This window comes from Streptomyces sp. NPDC002742 (assembly GCF_042888885.1).
Taxonomy (GTDB): domain Bacteria; phylum Actinomycetota; class Actinomycetes; order Streptomycetales; family Streptomycetaceae; genus Streptomyces.
In genome coordinates this window covers 123130-146413 of the sequence record NZ_JBIAQF010000014.1, presented here as the reverse complement: position 1 = coordinate 146413, position 23284 = coordinate 123130, and the positions used below count along the sequence as shown (strand labels likewise).

Annotated in this window: 26 protein-coding genes and 2 pseudogenes; 16 read left to right on the top strand and 12 right to left on the bottom strand. The window is 70.0% G+C overall.

Features of this window, described 5'->3' with window-relative positions; translation table 11 throughout:
- Positions 1-465: 465 nt before the first annotated feature.
- Positions 466-729: pseudogene (locus ACFYW8_RS25590) on the top strand (hypothetical protein); the annotation flags it as partial.
- Between the two features lie 193 nt (positions 730-922).
- On the top strand, positions 923-1162 hold the full coding sequence (locus ACFYW8_RS25585) for a hypothetical protein (protein WP_389080393.1): 240 nt from the start codon (positions 923-925) through the stop codon (positions 1160-1162).
- Between the two features lie 60 nt (positions 1163-1222).
- On the opposite strand, the pseudogene ACFYW8_RS25580 reads toward ACFYW8_RS25585, so the two are convergent.
- Positions 1223-1744 (bottom strand): annotated as a pseudogene (locus ACFYW8_RS25580) (hypothetical protein).
- An 82-nt stretch (positions 1745-1826) separates the two neighbouring features.
- Positions 1827-2453, bottom strand: coding sequence for a hypothetical protein (locus ACFYW8_RS25575; RefSeq protein ID WP_389080390.1), 627 nt, complete (start codon positions 2451-2453; stop codon positions 1827-1829).
- 243 nt (positions 2454-2696) lie between these two features.
- On the opposite strand from ACFYW8_RS25575, the gene ACFYW8_RS25570 reads away from it, so the two are divergent.
- Positions 2697-3209: a hypothetical protein gene (locus tag ACFYW8_RS25570; protein ID WP_389080387.1), complete on the top strand. Its 513-nt coding sequence runs from the start codon at positions 2697-2699 to the stop codon at positions 3207-3209.
- 103 nt (positions 3210-3312) lie between these two features.
- On the opposite strand, the gene ACFYW8_RS25565 is transcribed toward ACFYW8_RS25570, so the two are convergent.
- Both ACFYW8_RS25565 and ACFYW8_RS25560 read right to left on the bottom strand, forming a co-directional pair.
- Positions 3313-3528 carry a hypothetical protein gene (locus ACFYW8_RS25565; protein ID WP_389080385.1) on the bottom strand — a complete coding sequence of 72 codons (216 nt, stop codon included), beginning with the start codon at positions 3526-3528 and terminating at the stop codon, positions 3313-3315.
- Between the two features lie 840 nt (positions 3529-4368).
- Positions 4369-4875: a hypothetical protein gene (locus tag ACFYW8_RS25560; protein WP_389080382.1), complete on the bottom strand. Its 507-nt coding sequence runs from the start codon at positions 4873-4875 to the stop codon at positions 4369-4371.
- Positions 4876-5101: 226 nt separating this feature from the next.
- Between ACFYW8_RS25560 and ACFYW8_RS25555 the strand changes: the two genes are divergently transcribed.
- The 8 genes from ACFYW8_RS25555 (at position 5102) to ACFYW8_RS25520 (ending at position 10527) form a co-directional block, all read left to right on the top strand.
- Entirely contained in the window at positions 5102-5305 is a 204-nt protein-coding gene (locus ACFYW8_RS25555; RefSeq protein ID WP_389080379.1) for a hypothetical protein, read from the top strand.
- Between the two features lie 3 nt (positions 5306-5308).
- Positions 5309-5845, top strand: coding sequence for a DUF6879 family protein (locus ACFYW8_RS25550; RefSeq protein WP_389080376.1), 537 nt, complete (start codon positions 5309-5311; stop codon positions 5843-5845).
- The gene (locus ACFYW8_RS25545) at positions 5842-6687 is read left to right on the top strand and encodes a helix-turn-helix domain-containing protein (protein ID WP_389080373.1); all 846 of its coding nucleotides are present in this window, start codon (positions 5842-5844) and stop codon (positions 6685-6687) included. The genes ACFYW8_RS25550 and ACFYW8_RS25545 overlap by 4 nt, the downstream gene beginning before the upstream one ends.
- A gap of 87 nt (positions 6688-6774) precedes the next feature.
- Entirely contained in the window at positions 6775-7239 is a 465-nt protein-coding gene (locus ACFYW8_RS25540; RefSeq protein ID WP_389080370.1) for a hypothetical protein, read from the top strand.
- Positions 7236-7445 (top strand): hypothetical protein, encoded by a 210-nt coding sequence (locus tag ACFYW8_RS25535; RefSeq protein WP_389080367.1) that lies wholly within the window; start codon positions 7236-7238, stop codon positions 7443-7445. The genes ACFYW8_RS25540 and ACFYW8_RS25535 overlap by 4 nt, the downstream gene beginning before the upstream one ends.
- Entirely contained in the window at positions 7442-7651 is a 210-nt protein-coding gene (locus ACFYW8_RS25530; protein WP_389080364.1) for a hypothetical protein, read from the top strand. Before ACFYW8_RS25535 ends, ACFYW8_RS25530 begins: the two co-directional genes overlap by 4 nt.
- A gap of 402 nt (positions 7652-8053) precedes the next feature.
- Positions 8054-9085 carry a non-homologous end-joining DNA ligase gene (gene ligD, locus ACFYW8_RS25525; RefSeq protein ID WP_365869660.1) on the top strand — a complete coding sequence of 344 codons (1032 nt, stop codon included), beginning with the start codon at positions 8054-8056 and terminating at the stop codon, positions 9083-9085.
- Positions 9086-9489: 404 nt separating this feature from the next.
- A complete protein-coding gene (locus tag ACFYW8_RS25520; RefSeq protein WP_365869661.1) occupies positions 9490-10527 on the top strand; it encodes a LacI family DNA-binding transcriptional regulator in 1038 nt (345 codons plus the stop codon).
- A gap of 157 nt (positions 10528-10684) precedes the next feature.
- On the opposite strand, the gene ACFYW8_RS25515 is transcribed toward ACFYW8_RS25520, so the two are convergent.
- Positions 10685-11476, bottom strand: coding sequence for a VOC family protein (locus ACFYW8_RS25515; protein WP_389080359.1), 792 nt, complete (start codon positions 11474-11476; stop codon positions 10685-10687).
- 270 nt (positions 11477-11746) lie between these two features.
- On the opposite strand from ACFYW8_RS25515, the gene ACFYW8_RS25510 reads away from it, so the two are divergent.
- On the top strand, positions 11747-11992 hold the full coding sequence (locus tag ACFYW8_RS25510; protein WP_365869663.1) for a WhiB family transcriptional regulator: 246 nt from the start codon (positions 11747-11749) through the stop codon (positions 11990-11992).
- 11 nt (positions 11993-12003) lie between these two features.
- Here ACFYW8_RS25510 and ACFYW8_RS25505 read toward each other — a convergent pair whose 3' ends face one another.
- From ACFYW8_RS25505 to ACFYW8_RS25490, 4 genes are all read right to left on the bottom strand, one after another.
- Entirely contained in the window at positions 12004-12417 is a 414-nt protein-coding gene (locus ACFYW8_RS25505; protein ID WP_389080355.1) for a hypothetical protein, read from the bottom strand.
- A gap of 115 nt (positions 12418-12532) precedes the next feature.
- A complete protein-coding gene (locus ACFYW8_RS25500; protein ID WP_365869665.1) occupies positions 12533-13510 on the bottom strand; it encodes an acyl-ACP desaturase in 978 nt (325 codons plus the stop codon).
- Between the two features lie 216 nt (positions 13511-13726).
- Entirely contained in the window at positions 13727-14503 is a 777-nt protein-coding gene (ddaH, locus tag ACFYW8_RS25495; RefSeq protein WP_365869666.1) for a dimethylargininase, read from the bottom strand.
- A gap of 127 nt (positions 14504-14630) precedes the next feature.
- The gene (locus ACFYW8_RS25490; RefSeq protein ID WP_389080351.1) at positions 14631-16265 is read right to left on the bottom strand and encodes an ABC-F family ATP-binding cassette domain-containing protein; all 1635 of its coding nucleotides are present in this window, start codon (positions 16263-16265) and stop codon (positions 14631-14633) included.
- A 329-nt stretch (positions 16266-16594) separates the two neighbouring features.
- On the opposite strand from ACFYW8_RS25490, the gene ACFYW8_RS25485 reads away from it, so the two are divergent.
- Together ACFYW8_RS25485 and ACFYW8_RS25480 are read left to right on the top strand one after the other, a co-directional pair.
- Positions 16595-17275 carry a GPP34 family phosphoprotein gene (locus ACFYW8_RS25485; protein ID WP_365869668.1) on the top strand — a complete coding sequence of 227 codons (681 nt, stop codon included), beginning with the start codon at positions 16595-16597 and terminating at the stop codon, positions 17273-17275.
- A gap of 225 nt (positions 17276-17500) precedes the next feature.
- Entirely contained in the window at positions 17501-18337 is an 837-nt protein-coding gene (locus tag ACFYW8_RS25480; protein ID WP_389080347.1) for an isocitrate lyase/phosphoenolpyruvate mutase family protein, read from the top strand.
- A 24-nt stretch (positions 18338-18361) separates the two neighbouring features.
- On the opposite strand, the gene ACFYW8_RS25475 is transcribed toward ACFYW8_RS25480, so the two are convergent.
- Positions 18362-18778: an SsgA family sporulation/cell division regulator gene (locus tag ACFYW8_RS25475; protein ID WP_365869670.1), complete on the bottom strand. Its 417-nt coding sequence runs from the start codon at positions 18776-18778 to the stop codon at positions 18362-18364.
- A 282-nt stretch (positions 18779-19060) separates the two neighbouring features.
- Here ACFYW8_RS25475 and ACFYW8_RS25470 point away from each other — a divergent pair, with 282 nt between their 5' ends.
- Positions 19061-20164, top strand: coding sequence for a WD40/YVTN/BNR-like repeat-containing protein (locus ACFYW8_RS25470; RefSeq protein ID WP_389080342.1), 1104 nt, complete (start codon positions 19061-19063; stop codon positions 20162-20164).
- A 208-nt stretch (positions 20165-20372) separates the two neighbouring features.
- On the opposite strand, the gene ACFYW8_RS25465 is transcribed toward ACFYW8_RS25470, so the two are convergent.
- Together ACFYW8_RS25465 and ACFYW8_RS25460 are read right to left on the bottom strand one after the other, a co-directional pair.
- The gene (locus tag ACFYW8_RS25465) at positions 20373-21179 is read right to left on the bottom strand and encodes a hypothetical protein (RefSeq protein WP_389080339.1); all 807 of its coding nucleotides are present in this window, start codon (positions 21177-21179) and stop codon (positions 20373-20375) included.
- Between the two features lie 145 nt (positions 21180-21324).
- The gene (locus ACFYW8_RS25460; RefSeq protein WP_389080337.1) at positions 21325-22311 is read right to left on the bottom strand and encodes an LLM class flavin-dependent oxidoreductase; all 987 of its coding nucleotides are present in this window, start codon (positions 22309-22311) and stop codon (positions 21325-21327) included.
- A gap of 269 nt (positions 22312-22580) precedes the next feature.
- Here ACFYW8_RS25460 and ACFYW8_RS25455 point away from each other — a divergent pair, with 269 nt between their 5' ends.
- Positions 22581-23210 carry a DUF3887 domain-containing protein gene (locus ACFYW8_RS25455; RefSeq protein WP_389080334.1) on the top strand — a complete coding sequence of 210 codons (630 nt, stop codon included), beginning with the start codon at positions 22581-22583 and terminating at the stop codon, positions 23208-23210.
- The last annotated feature ends 74 nt before the right edge of the window (positions 23211-23284 follow it).

Here is a 23284-nt window from a genome sequence, read left to right as displayed (position 1 = left end):
ATGCTGCTCCGATCGACCGCCGGGGTCCCGTCGGCCTGGGCTTTTGCCGCTGCATAGCGGCAGGGCCGTGACATGAATGTGAGATGGCCGCCCCGCCTGTCAGGGCTCGGTGGCCGTCTCGGTCTCGCCGACGAGCACGATGCGGCGGACCTGCCGGCGGGTGTACCCCGTGGCCTCGCAGATGTCCTTCTGTGTCACATCACATCGTCGGCATCGGCCTGCTGGATCACTGGATCGCCACGGCGAGTTCCTGCCGTGGCGATCACGGACAAGGACCCGCACTCCGCCGGCGAGATCCTCCGCGTCGTGGGCCCCGGGTCCGTACCGACCGACGCAAGGCCCGCGGCAAGTCCGTTCTGCCACCGCCGACGGTCGTCCAGCGGTGCCCGGCCCCGTCGGCGGTCGTCGCCAGTGCTGTGACCGCATGGGTCACCGGTTCGGTGGTCGTGGCCGCTTGCCGGCCTTCTCAACAACGCAGGCATCATGACGTCCCGCACCGACCGGACCGCGCAGGGCTGGGACCTCGCCTTCACGACCAACCACCTCGGACCGTTCACCCTGACGGAGGCGCTCATTCCCCACTTGCCCGACGGTGCGAACGTCGTCTTCACCTGCTCGGGCGTCGAGGATCCGGAGCGCAAGCCCGCGGTCACCGCCGGTTTCCGCGGCGCGCGCTACATCTCCGCCGAAGCCCGAAGCGTGCCGCTCGGCTTCTCGCCGGGGTGCTGACGGGCCAGTCGCATCAGTCAGGGGCGTACTACGACGAGAACGGCAAGCCCATGCTCGGTTCCGCCCAGGTGCGTGACGCCGTATTCAGCGACCGTGTCGTTGCGGAGACCCGCACCCTGCTCGCCCGGGTTCCCAGCGAAATCCGCCAGTGCCGTGACCGGTATGGTTCGCCGGGCCAAAGGGGAGGAACGCGATGTTCGTCGAGATCGTCTTTGCCGGTCTGCCCATCGACCGAGATGAGGTCGAGGAAGCGTTGGACGCTGCGTTTGGCCCCGCCGGGGAGATCACGGGCGCGGGCAGCGGGATGGGACGTTGTCATCTCGACCTGGAGATCGAGGGAAGCCTCGATCGCGGGGTGGCACTGGAACGGGTTCGTTCCGTGCTGGCCGGGCTCGGCGTGCAGGAGTACACGACGTTGAACGTCAGCGACTGATCACGCGGCGAGCGATCGTCCGCCCCAACGGATGCCCCTCTCGCTGCGGATGCGAGCACGCTACTTCCGCTGGGCGGCGAGGACGTCGGGGTGACGGGCGTTCTTGTTGCGCCGCCGCAGGTAGGCGTGCAGGGCCCGGGTCTGGACCGTGTGGTCGCGGTGGTTGGAGTGGGCGACGGTGAACTGCCGCAGCGGTCCGAAGTGTTGACGCCCCACAAGGTGTCGTCGCCGACGGAGTGGCAGCCGTGGAAGTACCGGACACCGTGGGTGCGGTGGTAGGTCGCGGGATGCCGCTAGGGGTGGCCGGCCCGGGCCCAGTACGATCCGGCGGTGGGGCGGATGCCGGGCGGGCCGAACTCGTCGAACGCGAACACGCGGTCAGGGAAGCGGTCCAGGACGTGCTCAATGCGGTCGAGCTTGGCGTCGCGCTCAGGGTCACCGGCACCCGGTTCCCGCCGGCCGAGGCCCGCAGCGTCATCGCCCGCCGATAGCGCACCGTACTGGTGCTGCCCCGGCGCACGATCCGCTGCAGCTTCTGCCCTCCTGGTCGGACAACCTGCGCACACGAACAGGATCAGCCAACACACCCCCGGCGATCGGACGGACGTCACCGCACATCCAACCGCCGTGACCACCAACGCGGCGAACCCATATGGTCAGAGCACTAGCTGCCTGACGGGTGCGATGCGGGACGGGTGAACAGGTGTGCGTGCCGTACCCCGGCCTTGCGCAGTTCGTCTGCCACGATGCGCAGCGCGGTGCGGGCCATGTGCGGAAACATCCCGCCCTTGCAGTCCATCCACACCCGGGGGACCGTGTCGTCGACGGCGACGTAGTTGGGGCTGTAGAGGTCGATGTCGGCCATGACGTCGTCGGCCTCCTCCGGCGAGAGCTCGCGGCCGTCCTCGAGCACGCACCCCAGGCGGCGTTGCGCGGCGGTGAGCGCCGCGACCGCACGGGCCGGGTCGTTCGACTCGACGGCGATCTCCCAGTGCTGTTGAAACATATCGCCGTTGCCCCCCAGAATGCGTAGCGCGCCCGGGTCTACCGTGATGCCGCCCGGCTCGCTCTCCGAGACCACGGCCCGACTCATCCAGAATGCGCTTTGGTCGGTTTCCAGGCATGCCTCGGCCACGTGCCAGAGCATCTGCGGGCCGGAACCGCCAACTGCCTCCTCGAACAGGCTGCGTGCGCGTTCCCGGTCCCCCGTGTTCAGGGCCTGGCACCCGCGTCTGAAAGCGATCTCGGCAGGGTGATCGACAGATGGCAGGCGGGAGTCATTGGTATCCACAGCCGATACCTACCACCCAGTTCTGACATGCGGCCACTGAGTTGCCGAATCGATGGCAGTGCCGACACAGACCCGACCGGTCGAACTCGCCCGGCAAATGGTCAAGATCACCTGTCAGAGGACGACAAGCTCCGACTGCGCCTCGGCGCCCTGCTCACAACGCGTGGCGCCGCGCGACCTGCGTCTTTATCAATCCCTCACATGCCGCATGATGTCCCTCAAGCACAACGTCCCAGGGGGATCATGCACACACAGCTCACTGCCGAAGAGGCACAGCGCCGCAGCCGCAACAAGAAGATCTTCGGCGTCCTCTTCGCGATGTTCATCCTCGGCGGCGTCGTCAATGCCTGCGGCGGCAACGACTCCAGCGACACCAAGCCCAAGGCTGCCGCCGGCACCAAGCCCGCCGCCAAACCCACGCCGTCCGCGACGCCGAGCAAGATCAGCCAGGCGGACCTCGACAAGGCGCTCGAAGCCGCCGGCCTCCCGCCCGCGCCCAAGGCCGCGCAACGCCGGGCCTTCCTCAAGGGCCTGAACGCCATCGACACCGACATCGTCCACGGCAAGGACGACAAGGCGGTGAGCCGCGGCATCGACACGTGCGGCATCCTCAAGCGATTCCCCAGCGACGAAACCCAGCAGATCGATCAGACCAACAAGCGGTGGAGCAGCCCCACCCACCCGGAGGGCCACGGCCTCGCCAAGGCCGCAAAGATCCTCGACGTGGCGCACAAGAACATCTGCCCCGACTTCTGACCCACCCGCTCATCGGCCGGTCGTGCACGGCGCGGGCGGGCCTGCGCGTGCAGGGGGACGGGCATGGCCCCCGCTCGGGCTGATAGCCGAGCGGGGGCTTTCGTCATGTCGTCCAGACCTCGGGCCCGCCTCCGCGCCACTCGATCCGCTCGGATCGGACCACGTCCATCTCGTCCCAGCCTTGGAGCCCGGCCTCTTGTAGGAACGCGACGATGTCCCGGACCGAGAACGCGCGGCCGAGGATCACCCCGTCGGCGCGGACGCGCCGGCCGCCCTCCTCGTCGGGCGGGTACACGATCACGGGCATCGGGGAAGCCATTCAGCCAGCATGACCCCGCCCGGGGCAGCCCGCATCCATACCCATCTGTGCACGCGATGGCTCTGCATTACTAGCGCAGGAGGCGCCGAAACAAGGGCGCGCTCGGGCGTACCAGACGTGCGGATCGGTGTCTCGGCCGCCTGCAAGCAGTTCGATGAGTTGGGTTAGCCACCTCGCGCAGTCGTCATGGCCGTACGGGGGTCTGACGCGTCGCCCTCCTGCACTTGCCAGGCGTGCCAGACGAGTGCCATCACCCTGAGCATCCGCAGGTCAGGGACAGCACACCGCAACCTCTATGCGGTTAGGGAGTGGGCGGAACCTCGTCCAACTTGCCTTGCTGGTCGAGCCGCCATCGCACGCCGGCGTAGTCGGTGAACATTGCGACCACGGGTTCGGACGAGTCGGGCTGATGGCAGCCGACCCGCTTCCCGCTTCCCGGTACCGCGTACGGGTGCGTGGTGGGATCCAGCCCGAACCCGAAGCCGGTCCGTCTGCCCTCGCTGCCCCACACAACGCAGAGCTCGATCGGCCTATAGGGGTGTCCATGGTCATGTCCGTGACGGGAGACCGACCGTGGTTCGTGAGGGTCAACGACGTCCCTCGCTCCGTCGGGTCCCACTCGATCGTCTCGGCTTGCGCCCGTCGACGGTCCCCAGCGGCATCGCGCAGGGCAGCACGCTCCAGCGCGAGCGTGGCGGACTGCTCGGCGATGAAAACCCGCTGCTCGTCGATCTGGTCCCGCTGACTCTTCAACGTCCACACCGCGGCGGCGGCCGCTGCGAACACGGCCCACAACCACGTAGGGGTGTCACCCCAGTTGATCGCATCCATCACCGCAGCCTACGAGGCTTCGGCGATCTCGTTGATCCGAGTCGCCACGGCGTCCAAGTGCTCGTTACCGATGGACATTTCGGCAGCCATCAGATCGAACGACGCTTGATCCTCGCTGTTCGCACCCACCGTGCAGGCGGAGGCAGACTTCCCCAGGTGATCCAGTGCCAGCTTCCAGCGCGCGGCCAGCTTGTCGTCCGGCATCGGGTCTTCCTGCGCAATCGCTTCGACGTCTGCGGTGAGCTGCGCGCAGCTGGTCTGTAGTGCTGCCAGGTTCACTGGGTCCGAGTCCTTCTCCACTTGCCGCAGACTCTTCGTGAGGGTGTCAAGGGAATCGAAGCCGCCAGCCTCTGCCCAGGCGTGAACCTTGGTCGCGGTACCGGTGCTGGGCCTTGCTGACGCCGAGGTCGAGGGAGTCGCCGCCTGCTCGGGCGCGGCGCTGATGCCACCGCCGCAACCGGCGAACAGAAAACTGAGCGCGACTGCCGTCGTCGCAATCGCGGGCTTGGTACGCAAGGTCCCCCCAAGGATAAAAGGGTCAGATGAGGGATGTTGCTCTGTTGCATCGCCGCATGTGGACGTTGTCTCCTTTCCGTGACACGAAGTCACCTTTGCGGTACGGAGCGACACGGTTGCGCGCAATCGGCGGCGTTCGGTCGTGCTCAGCAATCCTGAGCAATCCACCTGCGATGGCGAGCAAGCTCGCGCATCCTGGGATCTCCAACCGGACACGGAGGACGCCATGACGCTCAGGTTCCTCGGCACCACCAGCGACGGCGGTGACTGCCCCACCCTGTACGAGGTCGAGGAGACGGGCGACATCGTCGTCCAGGGCGACAAGCTCATCGACCCCGAACACCTCGCGCAGCTACGCGACGTGAAGGACTCCGAGACGTTCGTCGTCATCCCGCGCGAGCTGCTCACCCGCTTCGCGCCGAAGGAGTAGCCCGTGCCGGAGGTGATCCCCTTCAAGGAGATCGCGCACGTCTTCGAGGACTTCGAGCACACCGCTTGGCGACTCGAGACCCAGCGCGGCTACGCAACGGACCGGAGCGGCGAAGCGTGGGCGCGGTGGCAGGCGGGCGAGGACGTCGCTCACGACCCGCCGGACGCGTGGCGCCGCAACGTCGCTGAGCAGACAGCGCGGGGCAAGAGGTTCGGCCGCGTGCGGGTTGTCGACGAGCCGCTCACCGAGGGGCAGGAGTTCCTCCTGGCCCGCGCGCCGAGCAACGTCTCTGCGGGTGACGAGGTCCGCTACCTGCTCCGCGCGGACGCGGTCCGGCTCGGCCTGCCGGACTTCGACTTCTGGCTCATCGACTCGCGCACCCTGCTGCGGTTCGTCTTCGACGACGCGGACACCACGCTCGGGGTGACGGTGTCGGAGGAACCGGCCGAGGTCCTCGCCGCGTGCCAGGCACGGGATGCGGCCTGGCATTACGCGACCCGTACCGCCGACTTCGCCAGGCGGGTACGTTCCAACGTGTGAGCACCGACTACCAGTCCGCCCGGGTCGCCCTCGGTGCGCGCCTTCGGGAGCTGCGCACCGAGGCCGGATTGGACGGCAAGGGCATCGCCGAGCGCCTTGGCTGGCAGCGCTCCAAAGTGAGCCGCCTCGAGAACGGCAAGCAGACCCCGGGCAGCGACGACTTGAAGCTGTGGGCCGAGGCTGTCGGGCGGCCGGACGTCACAGCCGAACTGTCCGGGCGGCTCACCGGTCTTGAGACGCAGTACCGGTCGATGCGCCGGCAGCTGGCCAATGGGCACCGCGCTCGCCAGGAGCTGGCCGTCGCCGAGACCGAGCAGACCCAGATGATCCGCGGCGTTGAAGTCGTACGGATCCCCGGCATCTTCCAGACCGCCGAGTACGCCCGGCACGTGTTCGCTGCCAACGCCGCGTTCCGGCAGATCCCCGGCATGGACATCGAGGACGCCGTCCGGGCCCGCATACGCCGCCAGGGCGCCCTGTACGAGCGGGGCCGCTCCTTCCGCATGCTCATCTGGGAGGGCGCCCTGTACGCCCTCACGAGCCCGCGCGAGGTGATGGCGGCCCAACTGGACCGGCTCGTCTCCCTGATCGGCCTGGACACCGTGGAACTCGGCATCGTGCCGTTCTCGGCGCAACTGCGCCGCAGCCCCTCGCACGGCTTCTGGATCTACGACCGCCGGTTGGTCATCGTCGAGACGCTCAGCACGGAGATGTGGCTGGACGACGAGGAGAGCCTCACCCTGTACGAGCGGGCGTGGGAGTGGCTGGCCGAGTCCGCGGTCCACGGGGCGTCGGCACACCGGCTGATCGGGCGGGCGCGGGCCGCGTTGAACCTGTCGTGAGCAACCGGCAGCAACACCTCGTGCACCGCGAGCAATCCGGCGCAATCGGCGCGCGGCCGCGCAATCGGAGTTCCTACGGTCTTGGTCATGGACTCACGCCCTGCCCCGTACGCACGGCAGGCAGGACAGGACTGGCTCCTGTCCTGCGCCGACACCCCCGCCGAGATACGAGCCCTGTGGGACGCGGATGAGCTCGGCGCGTTCCCTGTCGGCGGTCACTGGATGGTGGCCGAAGCATCGCTCACCCACACGATGGACGCGGTTAAGCGCATCCCGCCCGTCCGGCGGGGCCCGGTCCTGGCCGACGTCAGCCAGGGCATGGCCTGGTGGCTGCTCCCGCCGACCCTCGGCGACAACCTCGACGACGTCTGCACGATTACCGTCCGCCCCCGGGGCTGGCTCCTGCGCTGCCCGCCCGTGCTGTACCCGCTACGTGGCCGCGTATGGATCGAACGGCCGGACGGCTCAGGGCGCCTGACCGATCCTGTCCTCCTCGGCGCCGCACTCGGCCCCGGCGGCGGACCTCGAATCCCCGCGGAGGCTTTCGGATGAAGCAGCAGACGACCATGGACGACGGCCTCATCGGCCTGCCCCTACCGCTGGACCAGCCGGAGCCGGCAGCGGACTGTCAGGTGTGCGCGGCGCTTGCCCGGCAACGCGCCAAAGCCGAAGCAAGTGGCGACTGGTCCAAGGTGAGCGACTGCAACATCGAGATCCGCGGCCACCGTTCACCGCATCGTCGGCGGCGATCCTCGTGAGCAGCCGCTTCGAGTTCGTCGACACCGGGATCGGCTACGGCCACCTGCAGCGGGTCGCTGCGGCGGGCCAGTTCAACAAGGTACAGCGGGCGTACCGGGCGTACATCGCCCGTGGCGGCGGGTGCGCGACGTGCGCGGTGGACAGCACAGCCTGCACGACGGCCGGGGAACTGTGGGAGACGTACCGGGCTGCGAACAGATCATGAGCTCTCGTGGTCGGCCCCGTGGCCGGCCGCGAGCAGGGGCCGCCCGGCCCGTAGACCCGGCGGGGCGGCGGGCCGGTGACGGCTGCCCGCCCGCCCTCAGCACCCCAGGTGACACGAGGGCGGGCGGGCTCGATGGAAGGAAGCCCGCCCACCACGCGGCATGAGACACGTTCAGCCGCGAGAGATCGGCTGCCCGTTTGACTGCCGACGCTGCCCACGGCCGAAGGGATGCCGCACGTCGCTTCCGGCCCGCGTCCGGACGAACCTGCGATTTTCAGAGGTCAGGCGGGTCCGCGTGCAACAGCTATCGAAAATCCCGCAGAACCAGGCTTCGATTCTGCGTGGCGGCGCGGGCATCCGCCCGGTGAGCGCGGTCCGCGTGCTGCGCCTACCGTGGCTCGCATGGGCGATGCGGTGGAACTCGAAGCGGCGGGCAGGAGCGTACGTCTGTCCAGCCCGGACAAGATCTTCTTCCCGGAGCGCGGCTTCACGAAGCTGGATCTGGCCCAGTACTACCTCGCCGTCGGCGACGGCATCCTGCGCGCCCTCCGCAACCGCCCCACCACGCTGGAGCGCTACCCGGACGGAGTGACCGGCGAGTCCTTCTTCCAGAAGCGGGCCCCCAAGAACATGCCCGACTGGATCCCGACCGCCCACATCACCTTCCCCAGCGGTCGCAGCGCCGACGAGATGTGCCCGACCGAGCCCGCCGCCGTGCTGTGGGCCGCCCAGTTCGGCACGCTCACGTTCCACCCTTGGCCGGTCCGCCGCGACGACGTCGACCGCCCCGACGAACTGCGCATCGACCTCGACCCGCAGCCCGGCACGGACTACGCCGACGCGGTGCGCGCCGCCCACGAACTGCGCGAGGTCCTGCACGAGTACGGCGATCTGCGGGGCTGGCCCAAGACCTCCGGGGGCCGCGGGCTGCACGTCTTCGTGCCGATCGAGCCGCGCTGGACCTTCACCCAGGTGCGCCGGGCCGCCATCGCCGTCGGGCGCGAGCTCGAACGCCGTATGCCCGATCGGGTCACCACCGAGTGGTGGAAGGAGGAGAGAGGAGAAAAGATCTTCGTGGACTACAACCAGACCGCGCGGGACCGCACCATCGCCTCCGCCTACTCCGTACGCCCCCGCCCGCACGCCCCCGTCTCCGCGCCGCTGCGCTGGGACGAGGTGGAGGACGCCAGACCCCGGGACTTCGATCTGGCGACCATGCCGGGGCGCTTCGCCGAACTCGGCGATGTGCACGCGGACATGGATGACCACGCTTTCTCCCTGGAGGCCCTGCTGGAACTCGCCAGCCGCGACGAGCACGACCACGGTCTCGGCGATCTCCCGTACCCGCCCGAGTACCCGAAGATGCCGGGCGAGCCCAAGCGCGTACAGCCGAGCCGCGCCAGACACGAGGACGCTCAGCCGCCGAGCAGCTGATCACCGGCGGCCGGATCACCCATGGGGCATGGTCTCCGCATGGCATGGTCGCCGCACGGCTCGATCCCCGTGTGGCAGGAGCCCTGCGTCGTAGGCTCCCGGTGAGGTGCGCACGTCTCCTGTGGGGTCGGGACCTGTGGGGGTGTCGGGCCGAGGTGAGCAGTATTCCCGAAGCCGCCCGCCACCAACTCCCGTCGCGGCGGGGCGGTTTAGGCCGCCCGGCGCATGGATTCGAGCGGTGCCCGTCCTCTCGGCCTGGACGCCCGGTGCGCCTGGGCCGCCCTCTCGTCCCGGACTCTTCGACGTGATCCGTTCGAGCCGTTCTCGGTGATCGGGGAGCGCTTTCACGGACCGAGCGGCCGCGCGGCTATCCTGATCCGCATCCGCCGAGGAGGTGCCCTGAGGTGACCGAGACAGCGTCGCGCCCCACGCTGGAGGCCGTGGCCGCGCGGGCCGGGGTCTCCAGGGCCACCGTGTCGCGGGTCGTGAACGGTGGGGACGGGGTCCGCGAGCCGTTGGCCGAACGGGTGCGCCGGGCCGTCGAAGAACTCGGGTACGTGCCGAACCAGGCCGCCCGCAGCCTCGTCACCCGGCGCCACGACGCGGTGGCCGTCGTGATCGCCGAGCCGGAGACCAGGGTCTTCGCCGACCCCTTCTTCGCACTCCAACTCCGGGGCATCAGCAAGGAACTGACAGCGAACGACTCGCAGCTCGTACTGCTGCTCACGGAGGGCCGCGACGACCATGCCCGCGTCGCCCGCTATCTCGCCGGAGGCCATGTCGACGGCGCCCTCGTCTTCTCGCTGCACCTCGACGACCCGCTGCCCGGCCTGATCCACGGCGCGGGCGTGCCGACCGTGTTCGGCGGGCGGCCCGGCTGGGGCGCGGGTGTCCGCGAGGCGGTCTACGTCGACTGCGACAACCGGGGCGGTGCGCGGCAGGCCGTTCGGTATCTCCTCGGTCTCGGGCGGACGCGCGTCGCCCACATCACCGGTGCCCTCGACCAGACCTCCGCGGTCGACCGGCTGGACGGCTTCCGGGACGTCCTGCCCGACGCCGATCCGGCGTTCGTCGCGCAGGGCGACTTCACCCCCGCCGGCGGCGAACGCGCGATGCGGGAGCTGCTGGAGCGCCGCCCCGACGTCGACGCGGTGTTCGTGGGGAACGACCTGTCGGCCCTCGGCGTGCTGCGCGTGCTGCGTGAGCACGGACGGCGGGTGCCCGAGGACGTCGCCGTGATCGGTTTCGACGACATGCTGCCGATCGCCGAGCAGACGGATCCGCCGCTGACGACGATTCGTCAGGACATAGAGGAAATGGGCCGGTTGATGGCGCGACTGCTGATCCGTGGCCTGGAAGGTGGGACGGAGGCGGAGGACCCGGTGTCCGAGCCCTCCGGAGTGGTCCTGCCGACGACGGTCGTGCGACGGGTCTCCGCGTAGCTCCGGCGGGCTCCGCGCCGGTCCGGCAGGCTCCGCGCAGGTCCCTCACTTCACCGGTGCGGGCCCGGGTCGCCCAGGACCTCGGTCCTCGGCGGTGGTGCGTGAGGGTGACGGTGACCGGCGGGTCCCGTGTGCGGGGGCCCGCCGATCGGGGGCGTCAGCTCTGCTGCGGCGCACTCTTGATCACCGCGAAGCGTGCCCCGTACGGATCGGCGAGCTTGGCCATACGGCCGACGCCCTCCATGTCCGTCGCGGGCATACGGACCGTGCCGCCGAGCTCCTGGGCCTTGGCGACCACGGCGTCCGTGTCGGGGACCTCGACGTACGGCAGCCAGTACGCACCGGTCTTCGCTTCGACCGGGTCGTCGGCGAGCGGCATGACACCGCCGAACATGCTCTCCTCCTCGGTCCCGGCGGGGTTGACGCAGGTGTAGGTGCCGCCCGGGAACGGGACCGCCGAGGTGTTCCACCCGAATACCGAGTCGTAGAAGGCGGCGGCCGCCGCGATGTCCGGGGTGTAGAGCTCGACCCAGCACAGCGAGCCAGGGTCACCGGCCATGCCCAGACCCTTGGTCCGGCCCGGCTGCCAGATACCGAAGGTCACGCCCGCCTCGTCGGCGAGCATGGCCATGTGGCCTTCGCCCATCACGTCCATGGGCGGCATGAGTACCGTGCCCTTGGCCTGCTCGACCGCCTTGGCCGTGGCTTCGGCGTCCGCTGTCTGAAAGTAGACGTTCCAGGACGGCGGGCCCTGCTCGTCGGTGATCTGCATACCGCCGGCCACGGTCTTTCCGTCGACCTGGAAGAAGCCGTAGCCCCCGGCGTCGGGTCCTGCCGACTGGAACTGCCAGCCGAAGAGGCCTCCGTAGAAGGTGGTGGCGCCATCGATGTCGGCTGTGCCGACATCCAGCCAGTTCGGGGCACCGTTGACAAAGCGAGTGGTGAGCATGATTGCCCTCCTTTGAGGGGTCCCGTTGCCTTTGGTGCCGAGTCTTCCACCGCCCACTGACAATCGGGGTCGAGACGCGCAAGCCGCCCAGAAGCGACCGACGCGCTTACTCTCGGTGCCGCCGCGTTTCGTATTGTTCTCGTCCTTCCCGCGCGCCGCCGTGCCCGGAACCCTCCCCCAGGGCCATCATCGAGGCCGCCGGGGGCCTTGGAACGTGGCGTTGATCCCGTGTTGATCGAACGTTTTTCGCCGCGAGGCACGATCGTGAGCATGTACTCGGAAACCATTACTCCGTCCGACCTCGCCTGGCAGGAGCAGGCGTTGTGCGCGCAGACGGGGGCGGACTTCTTCTTTCCCGAGCCGGGCAGCTCGGTGCGCGAGGCGAAGCGCATCTGCGGGATGTGCGCGATGCGTTCCGCGTGCCTCGACTACGCGCTGAGCAACGACGAACGCTTCGGCGTGTGGGGCGGTCTCTCCGAGAAGGAGCGCCTGGGCTTGCGGCGCGCCATGGAATGACACGGAGCGTGTCACCCGCGGCCACCTGACGCGGCGGGCGCCCGTCGCGGGCACCGGTGGACCGGGTCGCCGCCCCACCGCCGACAGGTGCGATCCCCCATGGGCCGGACCCGCGGCGGATCGTCGAAAGCCCGCTCGACGCTCTCGATTCGACGCTCTCGATCCGCCTCCGTACCCGTACCCGTCCCCGCCTCCGTACCCGTATCCGCGCCGCTCGCGCCCGCGTGCGCGAACTCGTCCTGCGCGTAGGGGACGTGGACGAACTGCGCCCGGTGCCGGAGGAACTCGACGCGGACGGCCCCCACGAGCGGGGGATCGGCGTCGTGGCGGCTGCGGAGTCCGTCGGACGCGACGCCGAGTCGACCGTGGACCGCGTCGCCGACCCGGACGCCGGGCACCTCGCCGACCGACGCGGGTCCCGACACGCGCGAGCCCCCGGATCACGTCCCCGCGGGAGGCGGGGCGGCGTGAGCCGGGGGCGAGGCGCGGGGCCGCGTGCTCGTGCGGCTCACCTACGGAGCCGCACGATCGCGGGCGGAGCTACGCGGTCGCGCGGGCCGCCATGCGGGCCTTGCGGGCGGCGAGCTTCTCGTCGAACTTCGAGGCCTCCGAGTCGAGACCGCCCATGAAGAAGCCGAGCTCCTCCTGGGCCTTGAGGCCCTCGGGGCCGAGGCCGTCCATCTCCAGGACCCTGAGGTGGCGCAGCACGGGCTGGAGCACGTCGTCGTGGTGGATACGCATGTTGTAGACCTCGCCGATGGCCATCTGCGCGGCCATGCGCTCGAAGCCGGGCATGCCGTGGCCGGGCATCCGGAAGTTGACGACGACATCGCGGACGGCCTGCATGGTCAGGTCGGGGGCGAGCTCGAACGCGGCCTTCAGGAGGTTGCGGTAGAAGACCATGTGAAGGTTCTCGTCGGTCGCGATGCGCGCCAGCATGCGGTCACAGACCGGGTCGCCCGACTGGTGACCGGTGTTGCGGTGCGAGATGCGGGTCGCCAGCTCCTGGAAGGCGACGTACGCGACGGAGTGCAGCATCGAGTGGCGGTTGTCCGACTCGAAGCCCTCGCTCATGTGCTGCATACGGAACGCTTCGAGCTTGTCCGGGTCCACGGCGCGCGAGGTGAGCAGGTAGTCGCGCATCACGATGCCGTGCCGGCCCTCCTCCGCGGTCCAGCGGTGCACCCAGGTGCCCCAGGCGCCGTCACGGCCGAAGAGGGAGGCGATCTCGTGGTGGTAGCTCGGGAGGTTGTCCTCGGTGAGGAGGTTGACGACCAGCGCGATGCGGCCGATCTCGGTGACCTTGGACTGCTCCTTGTCCCAGGCCTCGCCGTCCTCGAAGATCCCGGGGAAGTTGCGGCCGTCGCTGAAGGGCACGTACTCGTGCGGCATCCAGTCCTTGGCGACCTTCAGGTGGCGGTTCAGCTCTGTCTCGACCACTTCCTCCAGCGCGTACAGCAGGCGAGCGTCGGTCCAGGCTGCTGCCGGGCTGCCGAGGTCAGGAGAAGTGATCGTCACGGGTGCTCCAGGGAGGGACGGGACAACGAGCGGAAAAGCTAACCTACGGCATCGTAGGCTACGTCTCCGTAGGTTACGACACCGTAGGTTAAGAGCCCTGTAAAGGTCGCTGATCAGCGGTGTTACAGGCGAGGACCCGTCCTTTTTTCCGGCCCGTGCCGGGGGAGCCCCTCGGCGTCGAGGCTCCAGGGCCGGACGGATGTCTCGGTCACTCGTTCAGCCGTACAGCTCCCGAAGCCGTACCGAGAGGCATGTCACACAGCCTTCGAGCTTCTCGAATTCGCCGATGTCCACCAGGACCGGTTCGTGGCCGAGGTCCGCGAGGAGTTCCGCGGTCTTCGGGGCGCTCGCCGACATCAGCAGCCTGCCGCCGCCGAGGAGCACCACGTGCGCCCCGGACTCCTCCGGTACGGCCAGGAAGCGCGGGAAGAGCGAGGGGGTGTCCACGAGCGGTTCGTGCCCGATCACCGTTCCGTCGGGCAGCGCGGTGACCGCCGACTTCAGATGCAGCACCTTGCTGACGGGAACGGCGACGACCCGCGCCCCGAGCGGTTCGAAGACCGCCCGCAGCTGCTGGACCCCGGCCGCGTTCGTGCGGCCGCCACGACCCACGTAGATCGTGTCGCCCACCTTCAGGATGTCGCCGCCGTCGAGGGTGCCCGGCTCCCAGATCCAGTTCACCGAGCAGCCGAGGCGTGCCACGGCCTCCTCGACCCCCGGAGTCTCGGCGCGCCGGGACTCGGCGCCGGGGCGGGCGATGAGGGCGACGTTGCGGAAGACGACGACGGCGTCCTCGACGAACACGGAGTCCGGGCAGTCCTCGGCCGGGTCCACCTCCACGGTCTCCCAGCCGTGCGTGCGCAGCGCCTCGGTGTACGCCTCCCACTGCTCGACCGCGAGGTCGACGTCCACCGTCGTGCGCTCCACGTGCGTCACCAGCCCCTCGGCGAGGCGGGGGCTGGGCCGGCGTACTAGCGCTTTCTGACTGGGCACGGGTGGTCTCCGAATCGGCAGGGGGTGTCGGCGCAACATCATGCAGCGCGGTTCGCGCGCGCAATAGCCCCCGGCCTGAAGCCGGGCACCACCCACCCCCGACGCTAGGCCGCCCCCACCTTCCGCACTAGGAGGAATACCCCACAGTTTCCGAGGCGATTTCTTTCAGTTCTCCTCCTTCCAGCAGCAGTCGTCGCGTGATGCCGATCGACTCCAGGAAGGGCATGTCGTGGCTGGCGACGATCAGGGCACCCTCGTACGACTCCAGGGCCGTGGTGAGCTGGCGGACGCTCGCCATGTCGAGGTTGTTCGTCGGCTCGTCGAGCATCAGGAGCTGCGGCGCGGGATCGGCCAGCATCAGGGCCGCGAGCGCCGCCCGGAAGCGTTCACCGCCGGAGAGCGTCGCCGCCCGCTGGTCGGCCTTCGCGCCCTTGAACAGGAAGCGGGCCAGACGGGCCCGGATCCGGTTGTTGGTGGCGGCGGGCGCATACCGGGCCACGTTCTCGGCGACGGTCAGCGCGTCGTCGAGAACGTCGAGCCGCTGTGGCAGGAAACGCAGGGGAACGTGGGCGCGGGCCTCACCGGAAACGGCGTCCAGCTCTCCGGCGATCGTCCGGAGGAGCGTCGTCTTGCCCGCTCCGTTGCGCCCGATCAGCGCGATCCGTTGGGGTCCGCGCAGATCGAGAACGCCGTCCACCCGTGTGCCGTACCTCAGCTGCAGCCGGTCGAGGGTGAGGACGGTGCGCCCCGGCGGTACGGCCGTGTACGGCAGGTCGATCCGGATCTCGTCGTCGTCCCGTACGGCTTCCACCGCCTCGTCGAGACGCTCCTTCGCCTCGCTGAGCTTCTCCTCGTGCATGACGCGGTGCTTGCCCGCGGACTCCTGGGCCGCCCGCTTGCGCGCACCCATGACGATCTTCGGCTCGCGCTTCTGCTCGAACATCTTCTGGCCGTACCGCTTGCGCCGGGCCAACTTGACCTGCGCGTCGACCAGTTCGCGTTTCTGCTTCTTCAGATCGGACTCGGCGACGCGCACCATGCGCTCCGCCGCCTCCTGTTCGCCCGCGAGCGCCTCCTCGTACGCGGAGAAGTTCCCGCCGTACCAGGTGACCTCTCCCGACCGCAGATCGGCGATCTGGTCGACCAGGTCCAGCAGTTCGCGGTCGTGGCTGACCACGATCATGACCCCGGACCAGGCTTCCACCGCCGCGTACAGGCGCTGTCGCGCGTACAGGTCGAGGTTGTTGGTGGGTTCGTCGAGGAGGAGGACATCGGGCCGGCTCAGCAGCAGTGCGGCCAGCCGCAGCAGCACCGACTCGCCGCCGGACACCTCGCCGATCGTGCGGTCCAACTCGATGTGTCCGAGGCCGAGTTCGCCGAGGGTGGCGCGGGCCCGCTCCTCGACGTCCCAGTCGTCGCCGATGACGTCGAAGTGCTCCTCGGCCGAGTCGCCGGCCTCGATCGCGTGCAGGGCGGCGCGGACGGCGGAGATGCCGAGTGCCTCGTCGACCCGCAGGGCGGTGTCGAGGGTGACGCTCTGCGGCAGATGGCCCACCTCGCCCGCGATCCGGACGGTGCCGTCGGCGGGGGTGAGCTCTCCGGAGATCAGCTTCAACAGGGTCGACTTGCCCGATCCGTTGACGCCGACGAGCCCGGTGGTGCCGGGTCCGAAGGCGATCTGGAGGCCGTCGAAGACCTCGGTGCCGTCCGGCCAGGCGAAGGACAGGGAGGTGCAGGTGATGGATGTGGGGGACGCTGACATGAGTGCCTCGCGATTGCTGGATGCGGTCGGGGGTACGCGTACGGGACACCGCGAGGCGACGACGATCCAGTTCGGAGGAGAGCGAGAAGTCGGAGGAGAGCGAGAAGAAGGCTCCGTACCCAAGGACGGCTCGAACGCCGAGGTCGCACGCAGCGCACACGCGGGCCGGACAGATCACAGATCCGGCTGTGCGTGACGCGGTGTCTCAGACCTCAGACGAGCAACGTCCTTCTCCATTCGACGGCAACAGAACCGCTGTACACCGTAGGGGCGGCCCTGTGGGCTGTCAAAGGATTAACGCGCGCCCCCCGACGAACCTAGGAGACCTCGTGCCGAACGGCCCGCTCTCGTTGCCCGCCCGGCTCTACCTCCTGGCCTGGGACACCACGAAACGAAGGATCACCGGGTCGACCCATCTCCATCACCTGGTGCGGGCCGGAGCCCTCACCGAGCTCGCCCAGCGTGGGCTGCTCGTCGACGACGACGGCATCGTCACCCCGGTGGACGCCGACTCCCGGACGGGGGACCTCGTTCTCGACGGGCTCCTGGAGCTCGTGGCGGAGTCCCGGCCGCGCAGATGGAAGCCCTGGGTCACGTCGCGGGCCAGGGTCACTCTGGACGCCGTACGTGCCCAGCTCGTCGCCGAGGGATATCTGCGGGCGCGGAGGAAGCGGGTCCTCGGCTTCTTCCCCTCCGTGGAGTACGAGCTGGACCGGGTGCCCGCCGTTCAGGCCCTGCGCGCGGAGGCGCGACAGGTGCTGGAGGGGCCGGTGCCCGTCGCCGATGTCCGTGACCGCGACGCGGCCCTCGTGGCCCTAGCCACCGCGGCCGAGCTCCGCACCCTCGCGTCGCCCAAGGAGCGCAGGTTCCACAAGGCTCGCATCGACGAACTCACCGAACGCAGCGGCGCGGCGGCCCCGGCCCTGAGGAAGGTCGTCCAGGAGGTCCGTACGGCCGTGAGCGTGGCGGCCACGACGGCGTCGGCCACCACCGTGACCACGGCGAACTGACCGGACCCTGGCCGAGGCGCCCCGGGGAACGCGAGTTCCCGCGGGGGCCGTCCGTGAGCACGGGGATCCCGGACAGTGGCGCGACTTCGGCCGCGCGAACCCCCGGACGGCGGTACGCGCACCGGGAACGCGGTCTCCCGGACACTCACACGCTCACACGCGCTCCCCGCCCAGATGTCGGATTCCTGCCAGCCACGTCGCGCGGCCCGTGTTTGGCTTCCGGTCATGACGAACACCGAGCAGCTCCGCGAAACAGCCCTCGCCTTCCGTGCCCTGCACGTGCCCGGCCGCCCGCTCGTCCTGCCGAACGCCTGGGACGCGGCGAGCGCCCGGATCGTCGAGGAGGCCGGCGCGGGGGCGGTGGCGACGACCAGCGCGGGGCTGGCCTGGGCCCTGGGCGCGGCGGACGGGGACCAGCTGGACAGGGAGGGCGCCCTCGCGGCCGTCGCACGGATCGCCGCCGCGGTCGGGGTGCCGGTCAGCGCGGACATCGAGAGCGGCTACGCGCCCGAAGCGCAGGGCGTGGGGGACACCGTCCGCGCGGTGCTCGCGGCGGGCGCCGTGGGCGTGAACATCGAGGACGCCCTCCACACGGAGGGCGCCGGGCCGCTGCGCCCGGTGGACGAACAGGCCGAGCGCGTCGCGGCGGCCCGAGCGGCCGCCGACGCGGCGGGCGTACCGCTGTTCGTCAATGCCCGCATCGACACGTTCCTGCGCGGCGCGGGCGGGGTGGAGGAGACCCTGGAGAGGGCTGCCGCCTTCCTCGCGGCGGGAGCCGACGGCGTCTTCGTCCCGGGAACCGTCGACCCGGTGACCGTGAAGGCACTCGTCGAGGGCATCGAGGGCCCCCTGAACATCCTGGTGGGTCCCGGAGCGCCGTCCGTCGACGAGCTGGCCGCCCTCGGGGTGGCCCGGATCAGTGCGGGTTCGAGCATCGCGGTGGCCGCGTACGCCCTCGTCCGGCGTGCCGCGCGGGAACTGCTGGGCACGGGGACCTGCCGCACGCCGACCGGCGAGCTCGACTACGCCGGGCTCAACGCCCTGTTGGGCCATGTCGGTTGAGGTGCTGAACGGACCTGCGCCGGGTCAGCAGCTGCCCCGCATGAGTTCCGCGAGATCGTGGTCCAGGTCCACCTGGAGGTGTTCCAGGCCGGCCGGCACGAGCTCCGTGGTCTGCTGCAGGAAGTTCCGCACCTCGCCCGAGCGGACGTGCACCACGGCGGTGCCCTCGGGGGCGTGGAACTCCAGGACGGTGCGGTCGTATCCGTACGGCCGCACCCGTACGTCTCCGTACCCCACCGAGTCGTCGAGGCCCGACACGAGCAGTTCGCGGGCGAAGGTCCAGCAGACCTCCACGCCTTCGAGCGTGGCGGGTGCGGGGAAGGTCATGCGGACCGCGAACGGGTCGGTCCGGTCGTAGTGGAGCGTGGCGGGAATGCTCGGCATCCGCGGCGCGGCGGCGACGAGGCGGGCCTCTACGGGCTGCTCGATGACGGTGGACAACGCCTTGCTCCCTTGTGACGGCTGAACGAACTCCGGGCGGATGAAGCCGGTCAATTGAAGAGACGGAAGAATGACCCGGCGCGTGCACCTCTGAGCCGAGTGACCTCTGTCACCGAAGTCATGCACCGGGTAGATCCACTTTCCCCCGGCCCTGGTGATCCCTTTCCAATCCGAACCCACCCGACACCGAAGAGGACACCCGGGCGGGCCCCGAGGTTCCCGCGGGAGGCCATATGGACGCCATATGGACGCCATCGGGGGAGTGGACTAACTTCGCCCGCCATGAGGGTCTTGGGGAAGACGAGACGTACGAGTCGGACGGTCGGCGTGGGACTGGGGGCGGCCGCACTCGCCGCGGCGCTCGCGGTGGCGGCACCCGCGCAGGCGCACGAGGCGGACCGCGAGGCGGCGCGGACCCCGCGCTGGACTCTCAAGAACAGTGGTGGGGACGTCCGCTTCCGTGGACTGTCGGCCGTCAGCGGGGCCACCGCGTGGGTGGCCGGCTCGAAGGGCACCGTGCTGCGCACCGCCGACGGCGGCGCGCTCTGGCGGAACGTGTCGCCGCCCGGGGCGGCGGACCTGGAGTTCCGCGACATCGAGGCGTTCGACGCGCGGCGTGCGGTGGTCCTGGCCATCGGCGAGGGCGAGGCCTCCCGTGTCTACCGGACCGAGGACGGCGGCGCCACCTGGACCGAGTCCTTCCGCAACACCGATCCCAAGGCCTTCTACGACTGCCTCACCTTCCTCGACCGGCGTCATGGTCTGGCGATGAGCGATCCGGTGGACGGCAGGTTCCGCATCCTGTCGACCAGCGACGGCGGCCGCTCCTGGAAGGTGCTGCCCAGCGGCGGGATGCCCGCCGCGCAGGAGGGCGAGGCCGGCTTCGCCGCGAGCGGCCGGTGCCTGGTCGCTTCGGGGCCCCGGGATGTGTGGCTGGCCACGGGAGGAGGCGCACGCGCGCGTGTGCTGCACTCCGCTGACCGCGGACTGACCTGGACCGCCGCCGACACACCGGTCCCCGCGGGCGATCCGGCGCGCGGTGTCTTCGCCCTCGCCTTCCGCGACCGCGTCCACGGACTCGTGGTGGGGGGCGACTACCGCGCCGACCAGGCCTCACCGCAGGCCGCCGCGACCACCTCCGACGGAGGCCGCACCTGGACCGCCGCGGACCGGCCCCCGCCCGCCTACCGCTCCGGCGTCACCTGGCTTCCGCACAGCCCTGCCGCCGCCCTCGCGGTCGGCCCGACCGGCACCGACCTGACGACCGACGGCGGCCGAACCTGGCGCACCCTCGACACCGGCTCGTACGACACCGTGGACTGCGCCGCGGACCTGGGCTGCTGGGCCTCCGGCGAGAAGGGACGGGTCGCGCGGCTGGAGCGCTGAGCCGCGCCGTCCCGTGCGGTCTCCTGCTGTCCCGTGCCGTCTCTTGCGGTCTTCTCCTGTCCCGTGCCGCGCCGTTGGGGCATGTGCACCGCGAGCGGACGGCGACGATCAGCCCCGGCGAGCCGTGTGCACGGCCGTTTCCCGTGAATTCCCGCGAAGGCGTTCGGCCAGGTCACCCGTGGTCTTCCGTCCTTCGACGAGGGGCTGATCAGCCACGCCGCTGCCACCAGCGACGCTTCGGTTCGCGCGGCTGGGCAGGGGGTTCGGTGACCGCGAGGACGGGTGCGGTGACCTGGCCGAGGGCGCGCAGGGCGGTACGGATCCGGTCGAAGGGCGCGATCGTGTGGTGGCCGTCTTCTCCGGGCACTGCCACCCCGACGCAGACCAGCTTGAAGCTGTTCCCGTCGAGGGGGACGTCGATGAACACCGGTGCGCCGACGCAGCCTTGCGGCAGGGTTCCCGCCCAATGGACGCTGCCGTCGCCGGTGCGGGTGACCTCGCCGAGGACGACAGCCTGATCGCGTGCGGGCCGCTTCCCGGTACCGACGTCGTGGCCCAGCAGATAGGCCGTGACCGGGTTCGGACCGAGGCCCGCGATGTCCTCCGGCCCGGCTGCGATGCCGTCGGTGATCTCGTCGGTCGTCCAGTGCCACCCCTTGCGAGCGCCGTGCGCGTGCAGCCCGCCGGTGGGCATGACCGCGACTCCCAGGCCGTCGAGATGGGTCCACCCCCCGGCGAAGTCGAGCATCATCAAGTTCTCCGAGCTCGGCACGGGTGCGCACAGGTCGTGCCGGAGGGTGAACTCGGCCATCTCGACCTTCGTCGGCTCACTCGCGGTCACGAGGAACTGCCGGACGAACTCCCCCTCGGAGGTGGTCTCCACGAGGTCGTTGAACCAGAAGGCGGTGGCGTGCTGTTCGTCGCGGTTGGCTCGTTTGAAGGGCAGGGTCGCGCGGCCGGCATGACCGATTATCGCGTCGATGGTCTCGCCCCGGAAGTCCGGCGTATCTGACATGGTGCGAGAGCGTAGCGAACGCCTGCCGACGGCGAACGCGCAGGTCGGCACCCTTCCGTGTCCAGAACCCGGGTCGAGCCACCCAGCCCCGCTCCGCCCCGCAGATGTGCTGTCCGCCCGCGTCCACCCACTAGGCGATCATGCCCTAGGGTGCCGTGGGCATCGTGACGTGCTGCCTGACGAGTTCGTACGACCTCAATCGGTCGACCAACGCGTAGACGGGCGTCACCAGCATGAGCTCGTCCGCACCCGTCAGGTCGACCAGATCCGTCAGATGCCGGGCGACCGTCTCGGGTGCGCCGTGTGCCTGGTGTGCACGGAAGCTCGCCAGCGCCTGCGCCTCTTCCGCGGTGAAGGAGTGAGCCGCTGCTTCCGCGGGTGTGGGGAAGGGGATGTCGCCTCGCCCCTTGAGGAGTCCGGCCTTGACGACATCCATGGGGCCGGCGAGCCAGGAAGCCTCCTTCTCCGTCTCGGCGCACACCGTCTCCACGCAGATCAGCACGCGCGGGCGCGCGCACCAGGGGGAGGGGGAGAAACACCCGCGGTAGTGGCTGAGCGCGGCCAGGGTGTTGTCCGGGCGAATGTGATGGGCGAAGGCGATCGGCAGTCCGAGCTCCCCGGCGAGCGCGGCACCGGCTGTGCTCGAAGCCAGCAGCCACGGCTCCGGGAGCGGACCGAGCGCGACCTCGTCCACCAAGTGGCGCAGCGTCGAGGAGACATCGTCGCGGTACTCGTCGTCCGTCGTCGGCCCGGCCCCACGGCGCAGGGCCCGCGCCGTGGACTCGTCGAAGGTTCCCGGGCCACGGCCGATGCCCAGGTCGATCCGTCCCTCGTGCAGTGCGGACAGCGTGCCGAACTGCTCGGCCAGCATGATCGGGGCGTGGTTGGGGGCGAGGACACCCCCGGAGCCGAGCCGTATGGACGACGTCAACGCGGCTGCGTGGGCGGTCAGAACGACGGGCGGGAACGCTCCGATGGCCGGAGAGTGGTGGTGTTCGGCGTACCAGAGACGCAGATACCCGAGGTCCTCGATGCGCCGGGCGAACGCGGCGGTGTCGCGCAACGTGTCTGCGGCCCGGGTGCCCGTCTGGACCATGGCCACTTCGAGCGCGCTGAGCGGAACAGTGATCATTCGGTCAGTATAGGAATCACCCATCGGTATCAAATGCCTTTGCTCGCAAGGAAGTTCGGCCTCCACGCCGACCGCGGGGGCGCACAGCTCGGGGTGCTCGGGCCTGAACGAGGGGCAGTTCCGGCGGACTCGGCCGCGGACGCCCGGCACGCCCCGCACCCGGCACCCGGCACCCTGCACGCCCGGCACCCGGCACGGCCCGCACTCCCGCCGGTGAAGGTGTAAAGGAATCCTTGACGCGCCCGATCGTGTAAAGGCATCCTTTACGTGTGACCGATTCTTCGCCGTCCCTCACGGCCGTATGCGTCCAGCTCGCCGAGCAGGCATCGGCCCTGGCCGCCTCTCTGGGCAGCCCGGTGACCCCTCCCGCCTACCTCGACCTGGTCGGACGCGCCCAGGGCATCGATGCCCTGGGCGAACAGGTGCTCAAGCTGTGCGTCCAGCAGTCACGCGACGCCGGTCACACCTGGCAGGAGATCGGGGACCTGCTCGGAGTCACCCGCCAGGCCGCCTTCCAGCGGTTCGGCAAGCCCATCGACCCCCGAACCGGAGAACCCATGGACAAGACGGTGCGCATGACCGACGCCGCGGAACGCGCCCTCACCATCGTCACGGCCGTCCTGGAGGACCGCATGGACGACGCCCGGCCGTCGTTCAACGCGCAGGTCCTTGAGGCCTTCACCGACAAGGTCCGGGCCGACGGCCTGGCCACGGTCGCCGGACTCGTCGGCGCGTTCGAGGGCTTCGCGGAAGGCGAGCCGTTCGTCCGGCGCGTCGGCGACCACACCGTCGTCGACATCCCGCTGCGCTACGAGGCCGGTGACATGAAGGCCCGGGTCGCGTTCGACTCCGACGAGAAGGTCGCCGGAATCTTCGTCCTCGCGCCCGAGACCCCGTGACGTGTGCGTCCTTATCCGTTCCTGTTCGTCCACGTGCGTCCGCGGCCAGGGCGCGGATCCGCTGACGCGCCGAC

Excerpts from the sequence above, each read along its gene's own strand:
- ACFYW8_RS25585 (WP_389080393.1), top strand. The coding sequence starts at position 923 with ATGTTCGTCGAGATCGTCTTTGCCGGTCTGCCCATCGACCGAGATGAG.
- ACFYW8_RS25540 (WP_389080370.1), top strand. The coding sequence starts at position 6,775 with ATGGACTCACGCCCTGCCCCGTACGCACGGCAGGCAGGACAGGACTGG.
- ACFYW8_RS25510 (WP_365869663.1), top strand. The coding sequence starts at position 11,747 with ATGTACTCGGAAACCATTACTCCGTCCGACCTCGCCTGGCAGGAGCAG.
- ACFYW8_RS25460 (WP_389080337.1), bottom strand. The coding sequence starts at position 22,311 with ATGATCACTGTTCCGCTCAGCGCGCTCGAAGTGGCCATGGTCCAGACG.
- ACFYW8_RS25565 (WP_389080385.1), bottom strand. The coding sequence starts at position 3,528 with ATGGCTTCCCCGATGCCCGTGATCGTGTACCCGCCCGACGAGGAGGGC.
- ACFYW8_RS25515 (WP_389080359.1), bottom strand. The coding sequence starts at position 11,476 with ATGCTCACCACTCGCTTTGTCAACGGTGCCCCGAACTGGCTGGATGTC.
- ACFYW8_RS25465 (WP_389080339.1), bottom strand. The coding sequence starts at position 21,179 with ATGTCAGATACGCCGGACTTCCGGGGCGAGACCATCGACGCGATAATC.
- ACFYW8_RS25490 (WP_389080351.1), bottom strand. The coding sequence starts at position 16,265 with ATGTCAGCGTCCCCCACATCCATCACCTGCACCTCCCTGTCCTTCGCC.
- ACFYW8_RS25555 (WP_389080379.1), top strand. The coding sequence starts at position 5,102 with ATGACGCTCAGGTTCCTCGGCACCACCAGCGACGGCGGTGACTGCCCC.
- ACFYW8_RS25570 (WP_389080387.1), top strand. The coding sequence starts at position 2,697 with ATGCACACACAGCTCACTGCCGAAGAGGCACAGCGCCGCAGCCGCAAC.
- ACFYW8_RS25480 (WP_389080347.1), top strand. The coding sequence starts at position 17,501 with ATGACGAACACCGAGCAGCTCCGCGAAACAGCCCTCGCCTTCCGTGCC.
- ligD (WP_365869660.1), top strand. The coding sequence starts at position 8,054 with ATGGGCGATGCGGTGGAACTCGAAGCGGCGGGCAGGAGCGTACGTCTG.
- ACFYW8_RS25470 (WP_389080342.1), top strand. The coding sequence starts at position 19,061 with ATGAGGGTCTTGGGGAAGACGAGACGTACGAGTCGGACGGTCGGCGTG.
- ACFYW8_RS25535 (WP_389080367.1), top strand. The coding sequence starts at position 7,236 with ATGAAGCAGCAGACGACCATGGACGACGGCCTCATCGGCCTGCCCCTA.